This window comes from Bacillus sp. YBWC18 (genome assembly GCF_002998775.1).
In the GTDB taxonomy this organism is placed as follows: domain Bacteria; phylum Bacillota; class Bacilli; order Bacillales; family Bacillaceae; genus Bacillus.
The window spans coordinates 135,362-148,417 of record NZ_PVRI01000003.1; the positions used below are offsets into that span (position 1 = coordinate 135,362).

Sequence of the window (13,056 nt, forward strand, 5' to 3'; positions counted from 1 at the left end):
GAGAGGTAACGTGACGAACGTTTTAGAACTGCATAATGTATCTAGGCATATTCACGGGAAAAAGATCGTTCAAGACTTGAGCTTTTCTGTCCAAGCGGGCGAAGTCTTTGGCTTCTTAGGACCAAACGGCGCAGGGAAAACAACAACCATTCGCATGATGGTCGGTCTTTCTCCAATTACATCTGGCGACATTCTGATTAATGGTCATAGTATTCAATCCTCATATCAGCATGCCATCCAAGATGTTGGTGCCATTATTGAAAACCCAGAAATGTATAATCACTTAACAGCCAGACAAAATCTTGTTCACTTTGCCAGAATGAATGGGAAAGTGGATGAAGGGCGAATTGATGAGCTGCTAGAGCTGGTCAGCTTACAGCACGTGAAACATAAGCGTGTCCGTACGTTTTCATTAGGAATGAAGCAGCGTTTAGGCATTGCGCAGGCTCTTATACATAGACCGAAACTGCTGATATTAGATGAGCCGACCAATGGACTTGATCCAGAGGGAATTCGCATGATACGAGATTACTTGAGAAGGCTGGCAAAGGAAGAAGGGCTGGCTGTTATTGTTTCAAGTCACCTCATGTCAGAAATGGAATTGATGTGTGATCGTTTTGCGATTATCCAAAAAGGAAAGCTGATTGCGATTGAGGATCAGCGTACAGAGACGAATCAAGACGAACTGGTCAATTATCGAATGAAGGTCGCATCTGGTGAGCTGGAAGAAGCGCAGAAGCTCATCGGTGTATTTGAGGAAGGCACGACTGTAAGAGAAGAGGAGCAGTATTTATTCCTCTCCTTGACAGAAGAGAAAATGCCGGAATTGATTCGTCATTTGAGTGACGCGTCCATTCATTTGTACGAAATCAAAATAGAAAAACAAACCTTAGAAGATAAGTTCTTAAGCTTAACAGGTAAAAAGGAGGCAGACGTATGATTCGCCTCATTCAAAACGAGTGGATGAAGATCAGTTATCGTGTTGGAACTTGGATTATGGTTGGACTTCTTGTTTTAGGTATGATTGCCACACTGATCTTTGCACTTAAAACAAATGACGAAGATCAATCATCCGGAGCTTGGAAAGACCAACTAGAAATGATGAATACTGAGAACAAGAAGGAACTCAAAGAAACAGAAAATGGTTTCTTTAAAAGAAGCCTTGAAAAAGAGATAGCTATTAATGATTATCGAATCAAGCATAACTTACCGCCAGCTAATCAGTTTAGTGACAGTGTATGGGATTATGTAAAAACAAACGCCAATTTACTTCAGCTTGTAGGTGTGTTTGTGATCATTATTGCTTCCACCATTGTCTCGGCTGAATACAAGCATGGTACAATTAAATTATTATTGATTCGCCCACCATCAAGGCTAAAGATCCTAATATCTAAATATATTACGGTGCAGCTGTATGCTCTTTTACTAGTTGTGGTACTGTTTCTCTTGTCATTTATATTGGGTGCCATTTTCTTCGGCCTCAACACTGATTATGTGAATTTGGTCTATCAAAATGGTGAAGTGATTGAACGTTCGCAGTTTGCAAATATGGTCTTTTATTATCTTGCTCATTGTGCAATGTTTGTCGTACTGGGAACACTTTCGTTCGCCATTTCTACAGTATTTAGAAGTGAAGCTATCTCCATCGCTATTAGTGTGTTAGCTTATATTGTGGGTGGATCAATTACAGGTATTTTAATGCTCTTCTTTGATTGGTCAAAATATTTGTTATTTGCAAACGATCCATCCCAATACTTTATGGAACAGGTTACTCTTATCGAAGGTATGTCTCTAGGATTCTCATTAACAGTCCTAGTGATCTATTGGGCTATTTTCTTGGCCATTGCCCTGATTGTCTTCCAAAAGCGAGAAGTGAAAACAGGTAGTTAATTTAACTTTTTAGGAGGTTTACACATGATTAAACGTAAAGGTGAAAAAATTATGGGGATTATTAGTATTATCCTCAATGCCATTGGTGTTGGGTTTGGAGCATTAATTCTCTCCTTAGGTCCATCATTTTATGATGAAATCAATGAAGTGTTACAAGAGGAAGGAGAAACATTGCCGATTGAAACGCTTCAGGCTTCGGTTAATTCATTTGGTACTCAGTTCATGGTTGTTTCCGCAATTGCAGCTGTGCTATCGATTGTCGGTGTGATTCTTTTGAAAACAGATCGCCGTGCCGTGCTTTCAGGTATTCTTTTCTTGGTGTCTGCTGTGACTCTTTTAATTGGAACAGTCGGTCTTGCATTTGCTCCAATGGTTCTATTGTTTATCATTGGATTGATGTCTCTTATTAGAAAGCCGAAAACAGACATTCACACGAGTGAATATCCTTCATAAATACAAAGAAAAAGACATGCGTCGTTGTACGCATGTCTTTCTTTTTTTAAATGATACCGATCAGCAACGCCACGAACAGAAGGATAATACTGAATCCCCACATCCAAAAGAAGGAGTAGCGGATATGTTTCCCCATATCGACCCCTGCAAGGCCTATCGCAAGCCAAACGGCTGGAGCGAGTGGACTGACAAAGGTTCCGATGATGTTACCAATCATCATGGCATACGCAGCGGAAGTGCCCGACACGCCAACCTCAGATGTAATCGATTCGACAATTGGAAGTAGAGCATAATAATAGGCGTCTGTGCTTGTCAGCATATCCAGCGGTACGCCAAACATCCCTACAATGATATGTAAAAATGGAAGCAGGAAAGCAGGTAGAATCTGAATGCTGTCCACAGCAATGGCTTTTAGCATGCCCGTTCCTTCGAGAATTCCTAAAAACGAACCTGCGGAGAAAATAACGGCAGCCATCATGAGTGCACTAGGTGCATGCGCCTTGATTCTCTCCATTTGTACATCCACTTTCGGATAGTTAATTAATAGTGCGAGAGAAAGACCAATCATAAACATATAACTAGCCGGAATCACGTTGAGCACAAGAAGGACAACTACGGCTATAAACAGAATGAAATTCACCCACATCAAGTGATAACGTTTTAAAGCGGCGTCACCTGTCTCGCTAATGGATTGAATAGCCCGGTCCCAATCTGCGCCTTCTAATTGAACAGCAGCGATTTCGTTTGCAGCGATTTTTACCCGAATGCGTTTTTCTTCCCTTTTCCCTAAAATAAATGCCATTCCTAATACGAGAACGACCCCAATGAGCTGAATGGGAATGAGCGGCACCCAAAGTTCAGATGGGTCCATATTAAGGACACTCGCTGCCCGTCCTGTGGGGCCAGCCCACGGCACCATATTCGTTAAGCCGGCACTTGTCCCGATCAATAACAGCAATAAGTACGGACTCATATGTAATTTTTTATAAAGTGGAAGCAGTGCAGGTACAGTTAATAAAAATGTAGTCGCCCCTGCTCCGTCTAAATGAGCGATGACTCCTATTAGAGCTGTTCCCATCGCAACCGTGACAACATTTCCCTTTGTCAGTTTAATGAGCGCTTTTATTACAGGTTCAAAGAACCCTGTATCTTGTAAAATACCAAAAAATAAAATGGCGAAGATGAACATGGTCGCCACTGGAAGTACTTTAATAATCCCTTCTTCAAAGAAGGATTGAATGTCATTAATCCCAAATCCTGCGATGAATGCCCCGATTAAAGGCACCATGACCATGGCAACAATTGGACTTGCTTTCCCCCAAATTAGCAATACAACAATCGTTAAAATAATCAATAATCCAACAAACGTTAACATAAGTCCCTCCCCCTACAATAAACCGTTTACATTTACTTGCTCTTTTTATGACAATGCAGTCCCACATCTGCATTGAAAAAAAGGGTATCAAAAATATGAGCATTAGGCAACCGCTTTCATACCTATACAATGGTAAAAAAGGATGGTGAATCCATTCACGGCGCGGTATCAAACATGTCAAAAAATTTAGATAAAATATAACGATTCAAGGGCATTTCTACAAGTGAATATATTTATATAGGTATTTAGAATCATTAAAATAAAAGAAGCGTCCAATGAATGAACGCTTCTTTCAAATTATTTTTTCAAGATGACGTACTCGTAAGGGTCAAGCTGAAGCTGGTCTGGCACCTGCTCTTCAGACAGCATATTTTCATAGCTTTCCGCTGAATCTAGTGATATGTTCTGCAGCTCTTCTGTAAAATTCATCATAAATACATAGTCTTGCGTGCCATCTGTTCGTTTTTGTACACTAACTCCCTCTGGAATCACAGATGATAGGACGGGCTGTATACCCATTCCTGCGATGAGATCCTCGTAAAACTCATCATAAAAAATCTGTTCATTTTCGGAAGCCATATAGTATGCTTTTCCATCTCCAAAAGGATGGACAGTAAGGGCTGGCTGTCCTTCATAGCAGCCATTCTCAAAATGCCCTAACACAGAAGCCGTTTCAGGATGAATGGATTCGCAATATTGCCCGACATGGTAGGTGCGTCCATTCCCTGTGGTTATTAACACATGTTCATCTGGCATCAATGTGTTGATTTCCTCAGCCCATATGCCAAGTACATGACGGAGAGGGCCGGGGAAACCACCGAGGAAACATAGGTCATTTTCGTCGACCATGCCGCTCCAATATGTCGCGATAAAAATACCGCCCTTTTTGACAAAGGCTTCGATTTTTTCTGCGACGCCTGGTTTGATCATGTAGAGCATTGGAGCAACCAGCACACGATAGGATGAGAAATCCTTTTCCATGCCGACAATGTCAACAGGGATGCCTTTTTTCCAAAAGCTTCGATAGTGAGTTTGACAAGCCTCTACATAGCGTTTGTTTGTATTATTTAAGCCTTGTGCATCATCAATGGCCCAGTGGTTTTCCCAATCGTATATGATGGCGACTTCTGGTTGTACGGACGTGCCCGCAATGGGCTGCAGCTGCTCCAATTGTTTCCCTAGATCAGCGACTTCTTGAAACACGCGCGTATGTTCATGCCCGGAATGATCGACTACGGCGCCATGGAATTTCTCGGAGGCACCTCGGCCTTGGCGCCACTGAAAGTAAAGCACGGAGTCTGATCCGTGGGCAATCGCCTGTATGGCAGAAAGGTGTGCCATTCCTTTGTGTTTGACCTTATTCACTTCATGCCAGTTCACAAGGCTCGGTGTACTCTCCATAACGAGAAATGGCTGACCGTCCTTTAATGAACGATATAAATCGTGAACGAAGGCGACGTTTGACGCTAATTCGGAGGTTGTTTCCCTGCCGCTATGCCATGCTGGATAGCTATCCCATGAAATCACGTCGACCTCTTTTGCAAATTGATGATAATCCAGCCCAAGGAATGGGCGCATATGCGGGTAGTCGCCCATAAAGTTGGTGGTCACTGGGATATGAGGCGTCAATTCCCGCAGCGGTTCAATTTCATTTTGATAAAAATTGATCGTTTGCGCTGTGACAAAGCGCTTCCAGTCTAGGTTCATCCCGTGAATCATGTGCTCCCCGTGCGGTGCAGGTGATTCGATTTGTGACCAGTCACTATACGTGTGGCTCCAAAAACCCGTCCACCATGCTTGATTCAAAGCTTCAAGGTCATGATTGTATTTGTCTTTCAAATAGTCCCGAAATGCTTCCTGGCAAAGATCACAATGACATTCGCCGCCGTACTCATTCGAAATGTGCCACATGATCAGTGCTGGATGATCCTTGTAGCGTTCAGCTAGCAGCCGGTTGAGTGTATTCGTTTTTTCTCGATAAACCGGTGAGGTGAAGCAATGATTATGGCGCAGTCCATGTAAATTACGCTGACGGTTCGCTTCGACGCGCAATACCTCTGGATATGCTTGTGACAGCCAAGCAGGTCTTGCCCCGCTTGGCGTTGCGAGAATGGCGTGAGCCCCCTGAGCTGCCAAGCGGTCCATGATGTCATCCAGCCATGCAAAATCATACTGCCCTTCTTTTGGCTCTAGCTTACTCCATGCGAAAATGTTGATGGAGAATGTTTGACAGTGTGCAAGCTTCATTAATCGAAAATCTTCGTCAATGATCTCCGGCATATGGAGCCATTGATCTGGGTTATAATCGCCACCATGCAAAAAGCCTTTCACATTTGGGTGAACGAGTGGGTAACGCTTTCCCATTTTGTCACGTCCTATCCTTTTAATTACGGTGTCATTTGTTTAAATACATCAAGAGAAGGCAGTGCTTTTCCGTTGAAATCAAACATCGCTTGATTTTCCCAAGCATTTCCGACTGTACCGGTTGTTTGGATATAAGCCAGCCCGTATTGACTAGACCACGGAGCGCCTTTCGCTGGAATCCAAAGCGGCTCCCAATAAAAGAACCCTTTTCCGCGATTGTTTTTTACTTTTGAAATTTTCTCTGATAGATCTCGTATAAAAGATGCCTGACCTTGAGGTGAAGCCGGGTAGCCGGCTGTTTTGACAGAGTCTTGATTAAATGAATTCTCTAGGTTGTCGCCATTTGCTGTCGTAAACCCATAGGCGGTTTCCACAACAATCACGTCTTTGTGATAGCGGGCACTAATATCATTCATATTAGACGTCAGACCATTAAATCCACCGTCCCAATACGGGTAATAAGATAGACCGATCGTATCGAATGAGACGCCTCGTTTTGTGATTTCATCAAACCACCAGCGGGACGCACCATTGTCCCCTCCGTGTGCAAGGTGAAGCATGATTTTGATGTTAGAATCGACAGAGCGGACAGCATTTGTGCCAGCCTTTAGCAAAGCGGCGAGCCGGTCAAATTCCCCGCCGCCTTCACCCCAGCTCTTTCCATTTGGCCACAGCATGCCTGAGTTCAGTTCATTCCCAACCTGAACCATGTTCGGAAGGGCATTTTGTGCTCTCATCGCTTTGAGTACATCCCCTGTGTAAGTGCCGACCGCTTTTTCTAAATCGCTTTGTGAAAGAGATGCCCAAGCTTTCGGTTTGAACTGTTTACCAGGATCAGTCCAGAAATCACTGTAGTGAAAATCAAGCAGCACTTTCATATTTTGTGCTTTTGCACGTTTCGATAGAGCGATGGCTGTGTTTAAATCATTTGTCCCGCCGTTATAGGCACGGCCTTGGTTGTCGTATGGATGGTTCCACAGTCTAATGCGCACATAGTTGACGCCTTTTTCCTTTAATAGCTTGAGCGGGTCCACCTGTTTTCCGTTCTGGTCGAAGTATCTGCCGCCGCTTCTCTCTACTTCTGCAAGCATAGAGATATCGGCTCCTTTGATGAAATCACCCTGCAGTCCATTGATCGGCTGAACAGAAATCGTATCGGCTTTTGCTTCAGGCAAAATACCTAACCCCATAAAAAAGAAAACGACAACCGTGACGAGCATCCACTTTTTCATCAAATCTCCCCTTATCCTTTTGTCCCGCCTTGTGTGAGGCCGGATACAAATTGTTTTTGTAAAACAAGAAACAATAAAGCGACTGGAATCGCAATGAGTAAAGCCCCGGCTGCAAAGGTCGTGTAGCTGGCCCCCATTTTGTCTGACACAAGATTGTACAGACCGATCGGGAGCGTATACATTTCGGGTGAGCGGACAATGACACTGGAGATGATGAAATCACCCAGTGGTCCTGTAAAAGAGTTGATGGCGACAACCGCCAAAATCGGCTTAGCAAGCGGCATAATAATTTGGATGAAAATCCGGAAATGCCCTGCGCCGTCCATTCTGGCTGATTCATCGAGATCCTTCGGAATCGCATCAAGATAGCCTTTCATTAAATACGTATTCATCGGAATTTGCCCGCCTGCATAAATCAAAATCAGTGCAAGGTGGCTGTTAATCAGTCCAAGCATTTGAGCCAAAACAAAAATCGCAATCAGCGCTGAAAATTGCGGAATCATTTGCAGCAGCAAAAAGAGCATCAGCCCATTTTTCCGTCCTTTGAAACGGAATCTGGAAAAGGCATAGCCTGTAAAACTGACAAGAATTAACGTTAAGAGCATAGTCGCAATACTGATCTTCATTGAATTCCAATACCATTTTGCATAAAGTGCTCCCTGACCGAAAAAGAGCTCGGTAAAGTGGCTGAACGTTGGATTCTTCGGAAACATACTTGTACTCATGAGGCTGTTTCCAGGATTAAAGGAAGCTCCGATTGTCCAAAGCAGTGGATATAGAATACAAATGGAGGCAATGAAAAGGATAAAATAAGTAATGCTCAGGCGAATGAGCTTGTTTTGTTTTGATCCCATATCACATCATGTCCTCCTCTTTGAATGAATTCGTTCTCTTAAACTGCCAGAGTGCAATGGCGATGACAAAGATTGAAAGTAAAATCGTGACAGCCGCAGCGAGCGCATATTGAGAAGACTGCATCGTAAGTTTATAAATCCAAGAAACCAAGATGTCCGTTCCTCCAGCGGTTGACCCCGCAACAGGCGGTCCCCCGCCATTAAATAAGTAGATAATATTAAAGTTGTTAAAGTTAAACGTATATTGTGTGATAAGGATGGGTGCAATGGAATAGAGAACAAGCGGTAACGTGATGGACCGGAATTTCTGAAAAAAATTGGCTCCATCGATGGTCGCAGCCTCATATAAATCCTCGGGAATCGCCTGCAAAACGCCTGTTGTCATAATGAAAACAAAAGGAAATCCAAGCCAAGTCTGCATCGCAATAAGGGCAATTTTGCTCCAAAATGGATCTGTCAGCCATGGTTTTGGATCAATCCCTATCGATGCAAAAAGTGTATTGTTAATGGCACCAAAGGTATCATTGAACAGTCCAGCAAACACCAAAATGGTCACAAAGCCCGGAACAGCCCAAGGGAGAATCAAAATGGTTCTAAAAAACCGTTTTCCCTTTAAATCCTTCTGATTGAGCAGAACCGCTAAAAAGATGCCGAGGGCACATTGAAGGGTCGACGCAGCCAAAGTCCATACGACGGTCCAGCCAAGTACATCAATGAAGGTGTCTCTCCAAATATCAATGGAAAAGATATTTTGAAAGTTCTTGATTCCTACCCAGTCGATCAGATTGGCAGGAGGCGAGTGGTATAAATCATAGTTCGTAAAGGCAAGCGCAAAGCTGAACATAATAGGAAAGACAACAGAAAATAGAAGTAAAAAGAAAGCAGGAGTGCTCATTAAGTAAGGGAAGCCTTGATCGATGAGCTGATGATATTGAGCACGGATGGAATGAAGCGGTACCCCTTGATCCCGTTTCTTTCCATTCATAAAAGCATCACGCATCATGAGTACATAAAAGCCGATACCAAAACCAGCTGTTAACAGCGCAATAATCCCTTTGGCTAAAAGAAAAACAGAGTTGTCACGAGGCAGCATCGTCCCCAGTGTGAACAGTCCCCAAAAGCCAATATTGAATAAATCATAAAATACAATCAAAAAAGAGACGCCAAACAGGAAAAAGAGTGCCCCTTTGCCGTATTGTTTGTTGTATATCTGCCCCATCCCGGGTATAAAGGAGAACATTAGCGCCCGTCTCCGGTGTGTCTTTGATTCCACTGTGTGTGTGCGGTCTAGTTCAAGGTTACCCGTCACGTCTAACACCTACTTCATATGAAATTAGATCAACTACGGGCAGTTTGATAGACTACCCGCATTTGATGGTTATTTGGAGTGATTTGCTTTAATTTGAGAGTCGATTTGATTGACCGCATCATCAAATGCCTTTTTCACATCTGTACGACCAGTTGCAATGAGACCTAATGCACTATCAATCGGCTTCCACACTTCTGCCATTTCAGGATTGTTCGGTGTCAGCGTGGCATATTTCGTTTGTTTTGAAACAGCATCCGCATTAGCGTTTTCCGTAATGATTGGATCTTTCATCAGTTTTTTCACTGGTGGAATTTCCTCTGTCAATTCAAAGCGCTTCTTCGAATTTTTTTCGTTCGTGATAAACTCAACAAATTTCTCAGCAAGTTCTTTATTTTTAGAATAAGAGGAGACGTTGTAGCTCTTTACACCTAAGAATGAGCTCATATGTTTTCCGTTAGGGAGTGTTGGCAGCTCGGCCACGCCATAGTCAATACCCGCCTCTTTATATGGACCAAATGACCATGGACCAGAAATGACAGCTGCCGCCTTTTTCTCTGTGAATAAGGAGTTGAGGACATTGATTCCTTGTTCACCAATGATGCCTTTCGGGAAAAGCCCTTCGCTAAAGAATTTTTGAATGTATTCTCCGCCTTGGATGGCGCCATCGTTGTTCAGACCAATATCATTGACATCATAAGAGCCGTCGCTTTTCTGCTTGAAAATATAGCCCCCTGATCCGCCTAACACACTTTGTGCATAGTAAATTTCATCCCATTTCGCAACAAAACCGTACTTTCCGTCTTTTGTCAGCTTTTTCGAAAGATCATACCAGCCATCAAGTGTCGTTGGTGCCTTTTTGACAAGATCTTTATTATAGAAAAGCACCGTCGTTTCAACGGATTTAGGAAGGCCATACAGCTTGCCGTTTACCGTTTGTGATTGAATCGATTCGTCTGTGAAGGAGTCAATCACTTTTTGATCTGGCTGGATTTCCTGTAATAGCCCCTCAGTGACAGCTGATCCAATTTGATCGTGAGGCATCGTGATGACGTCTGGACCTGTCCCGGCTGCACCATCTAGACGGAGAGCTTCAACTTGGTCGGCATATGCTTTTTCGACCACTTTGATTTTCACATCATTTTGTTTTTCGAATTCTTTTACAGCGTCTTGAATCCCATCAGACTTTTTGACATCCTCCCACACTAGCAAGGTCTTTGTACCTGTAGATGCCGGCTGTGTACCGCTTGAATTGTCATCTCCCGGTCCGCAAGCTGAAAGCAGAAGCACAGCAGTACCAACGACTGCTGATAATGTCGCCCATTTTCCCTTTTTCATTGGTAATCCCCTCTCGTTCTTTTTTCACAGATGATAAGAAAACGCTTACTTAATGTGAGAATATCAACTTAAGTAAAAAAAGTAAACACATTTTATTAAATTTATTAAGTAAAATTTTTTACTCATATAGAGAGAAAAGAAGCCCTCCACATTGGACGGGGCTTCTAGTTGTTTATATCGTACTTTTTCGAAAGACAGGTTCTGAGGCAATCAGCACAGTTTTCGGTAATGTTCTGCCGTCCACAAGTCTTTCTAACAGTAAATCGACAGCTGTTTCACAAAGTAAAGACGTGTGGATATGATACGTGGTGAGCGGTGGTGACACATATTGAGACACATGAATATCGTTGATACTAAAGACGCTCACGCGGTTCGGCAGAGAAAATCCGCGCTCGTTTAATGCTTGTAAGCAGCCGATGGCAAGAGGATCACTAGCGACACAAAAAGCGGTGGGCAGGTCATCACCAAGCTCATCAATTGCCTTCATCACCAGCGAATACCCTTCATCTACTGAGAAATGGTGACCGACATAGACCAATCGCTCATCAAGGACATTGTGAGCCATCATATATTCACGGAAAGTCGTTTCGCGAATATCTGGAATATGCACATTCGTATTCAGATCAAGGTCTGTGCCGCCAATGAATCCAATAGATGTGTGCTCTTTTTCAATAAAAGAATCGATGATCTTTTCAACAATTCGTTTCAGGTTTGGCTTTACAGAATCAAAACGGTCTTCATCCGGTGACGTATCAATAAAAACGATGTGATGGGTGATCGCATATAATTGGTCAAGCTCTGACGTTTTAAATCGGCCGATGGCGATGATCCCTTCTGTAGAAGGATCAATGGAATGAAGCCCATCAGATGGATTGTAAGCGGTGACATTTAAACTCCGAGTATTGGTCAGTTCCTCAATGCCCAGTCGAATGGATTTAAAATAAATATCTTCAAGCTCTTCCTTTTCGGTCATCCAATAGAGAAAGGCGATTTTTTTTAATGAATGTTTGAATGTTTTCTTTTGATAGGACAAAGCTTCTGCGGCGGCATATACTTTTTCGCGTGTTTGATCCGTGACAGATAGGTTGGGATCTTGGTTCAGTACGCGAGATACAGTCGCAATGGATAATCCAGCTTTTTCAGCAATGTCCTTTATTTTAGCTGCCAAATCAGCACCTCCTATAGAAAATATCTCCTCCTAGTATAGAGTCTTTAAAAAAATTAGTAAATATTTTTATTAAATTGTTTTCAGTAAGCGCTTCTTTACGCACTGGGAAGGAATTAGTAAGATATATATATGAAAGGTTTTGGATTAAGATTTCTGATAGGAGAGGGACCGATGTATTACGATGCACTGAAGACATTTGTGACAGTTGTGGAAGAGAAAAACTTTACAAAAGCAGCCCAAAAGCTGCGGATTTCTCAGCCGAGTGTCAGTCTTCATATTAAGAACTTGGAGCAGGAATTCCAGACCGTTCTGCTGAATCGTTCGCCAAAGCAATTAACGGTTACACCAACTGGGGATATGCTGTACCATCGATCAAAACAAATCATTCGTTTATATGAACAGGCGAAGCAGGATATTTATGAGCATCATCATCTGGCAAGAGGGAAGCTGACAATCGGGGCGAGTTTCACCATTGGAGAGTACGTGCTGCCGCAAATATTGGCAGAGTTTCATCAGCTCTATCCGCATGTTGATATTGAGGTGGTCATTGATAACACAGAGGCGATCGCCAGACATATCCGCTTATTCCATGTTGACATCGGTTTGATCGAAGGACAGACCAATGACAAAGAACTAACTGTCGAAACTTTTCTAGAAGACGAGCTCTATATCGTGGCGCCATTAGATCACCCCTTTGCTAAGAAAAAGGATGTCACGATTGATCAACTGCAGAACGAAACATGGATCACGAGAGAAGAGGGATCAGGTACCGGAGAATACTTACAGCACGTCCTGAAATCAAATGGACTGAAAGCACGGACCTTTGTGACATTTAGCAGCAATCAAGCGATTAAAGAAGCTGTGATCCACGGAATGGGGCTTTCCGTTTTATCTAAATATGTCCTCCAGCGAGGCAGCATTGGCGGTGAATTGGCTGTCATTTCTGTGAGAGGAATGGATTTCAAACGAAAATTCTCCTATGTCGAGTCACCAATGACAGGGGGAAATAAAAATAAAGAGTTGCTCGTTGAATTGTTAAGGAAAGAGAGAAAAGACGCTTCTCCTCAGTAGGAGAA

At 43.0% G+C, this 13,056-nt stretch carries 11 protein-coding genes; 4 read left to right on the forward strand and 7 right to left on the reverse strand.

Translation table 11 applies throughout. The annotated features are described in order from the left end of the window. Positions 1-10: 10 nt before the first annotated feature. Genes C6348_RS10130 through C6348_RS10140 form a run of 3 tightly spaced genes read left to right on the forward strand, consistent with a single transcriptional unit; the run spans position 11 to position 2,343 of the window. Positions 11-940 (forward strand): ABC transporter ATP-binding protein, encoded by a 930-nt coding sequence (locus C6348_RS10130; protein WP_106042887.1) that lies wholly within the window; start codon positions 11-13, stop codon positions 938-940. Further along, positions 937-1,890, forward strand: a complete 954-nt coding sequence (locus C6348_RS10135; RefSeq protein ID WP_106042889.1) for an ABC transporter permease — start codon at positions 937-939, stop codon at positions 1,888-1,890. Before C6348_RS10130 ends, C6348_RS10135 begins: the two co-directional genes overlap by 4 nt. Before the next feature lie 24 nt (positions 1,891-1,914). Beyond that, positions 1,915-2,343 carry a DUF4064 domain-containing protein gene (locus C6348_RS10140; protein WP_106042891.1) on the forward strand — a complete coding sequence of 143 codons (429 nt, stop codon included), beginning with the start codon at positions 1,915-1,917 and terminating at the stop codon, positions 2,341-2,343. A gap of 46 nt (positions 2,344-2,389) precedes the next feature. Here C6348_RS10140 and C6348_RS10145 read toward each other — a convergent pair whose 3' ends face one another. The 7 genes from C6348_RS10145 to C6348_RS10175 all read right to left on the reverse strand — a co-directional run bounded on the left by C6348_RS10145 (position 2,390) and on the right by C6348_RS10175 (position 11,980). Then, positions 2,390-3,718: a CitMHS family transporter gene (locus C6348_RS10145; RefSeq protein ID WP_106042893.1), complete on the reverse strand. Its 1,329-nt coding sequence runs from the start codon at positions 3,716-3,718 to the stop codon at positions 2,390-2,392. Between the two features lie 297 nt (positions 3,719-4,015). Beyond that, a complete protein-coding gene (locus tag C6348_RS10150) occupies positions 4,016-6,082 on the reverse strand; it encodes a beta-galactosidase (protein ID WP_106042895.1) in 2,067 nt (688 codons plus the stop codon). A 23-nt stretch (positions 6,083-6,105) separates the two neighbouring features. Next, positions 6,106-7,314, reverse strand: a complete 1,209-nt coding sequence (locus C6348_RS10155) for a glycoside hydrolase family 53 protein (RefSeq protein ID WP_106042897.1) — start codon at positions 7,312-7,314, stop codon at positions 6,106-6,108. 11 nt (positions 7,315-7,325) lie between these two features. Next, entirely contained in the window at positions 7,326-8,168 is an 843-nt protein-coding gene (locus C6348_RS10160; protein WP_012011808.1) for a sugar ABC transporter permease, read from the reverse strand. A 1-nt stretch (position 8,169) separates the two neighbouring features. Next, positions 8,170-9,408 (reverse strand): carbohydrate ABC transporter permease, encoded by a 1,239-nt coding sequence (locus C6348_RS10165; RefSeq protein ID WP_003214698.1) that lies wholly within the window; start codon positions 9,406-9,408, stop codon positions 8,170-8,172. A gap of 138 nt (positions 9,409-9,546) precedes the next feature. Next, positions 9,547-10,812 (reverse strand): galactooligosaccharide ABC transporter substrate-binding protein GanS, encoded by a 1,266-nt coding sequence (gene ganS, locus C6348_RS10170; RefSeq protein WP_106042899.1) that lies wholly within the window; start codon positions 10,810-10,812, stop codon positions 9,547-9,549. 172 nt (positions 10,813-10,984) lie between these two features. Beyond that, positions 10,985-11,980: a LacI family DNA-binding transcriptional regulator gene (locus C6348_RS10175; protein ID WP_106042901.1), complete on the reverse strand. Its 996-nt coding sequence runs from the start codon at positions 11,978-11,980 to the stop codon at positions 10,985-10,987. Positions 11,981-12,151: 171 nt separating this feature from the next. On the opposite strand from C6348_RS10175, the gene C6348_RS10180 reads away from it, so the two are divergent. After that, positions 12,152-13,051 (forward strand): LysR family transcriptional regulator, encoded by a 900-nt coding sequence (locus tag C6348_RS10180; RefSeq protein ID WP_106042903.1) that lies wholly within the window; start codon positions 12,152-12,154, stop codon positions 13,049-13,051. Positions 13,052-13,056: the final 5 nt, after the last annotated feature.

Bases quoted from the DNA above. Each gene is read 5' to 3' on its own strand.
- C6348_RS10135 (WP_106042889.1), top strand. From the start codon at position 937: ATGATTCGCCTCATTCAAAACGAGTGGATGAAGATCAGTTATCGTGTT.
- C6348_RS10140 (WP_106042891.1), top strand. From the start codon at position 1,915: ATGATTAAACGTAAAGGTGAAAAAATTATGGGGATTATTAGTATTATC.
- C6348_RS10145 (WP_106042893.1), bottom strand. From the start codon at position 3,718: ATGTTAACGTTTGTTGGATTATTGATTATTTTAACGATTGTTGTATTG.
- C6348_RS10150 (WP_106042895.1), bottom strand. From the start codon at position 6,082: ATGGGAAAGCGTTACCCACTCGTTCACCCAAATGTGAAAGGCTTTTTG.
- C6348_RS10155 (WP_106042897.1), bottom strand. From the start codon at position 7,314: ATGAAAAAGTGGATGCTCGTCACGGTTGTCGTTTTCTTTTTTATGGGG.
- C6348_RS10160 (WP_012011808.1), bottom strand. From the start codon at position 8,168: ATGGGATCAAAACAAAACAAGCTCATTCGCCTGAGCATTACTTATTTT.
- C6348_RS10165 (WP_003214698.1), bottom strand. From the start codon at position 9,408: ATGTTCTCCTTTATACCCGGGATGGGGCAGATATACAACAAACAATAC.
- ganS (WP_106042899.1), bottom strand. From the start codon at position 10,812: ATGAAAAAGGGAAAATGGGCGACATTATCAGCAGTCGTTGGTACTGCT.
- C6348_RS10180 (WP_106042903.1), top strand. From the start codon at position 12,152: ATGTATTACGATGCACTGAAGACATTTGTGACAGTTGTGGAAGAGAAA.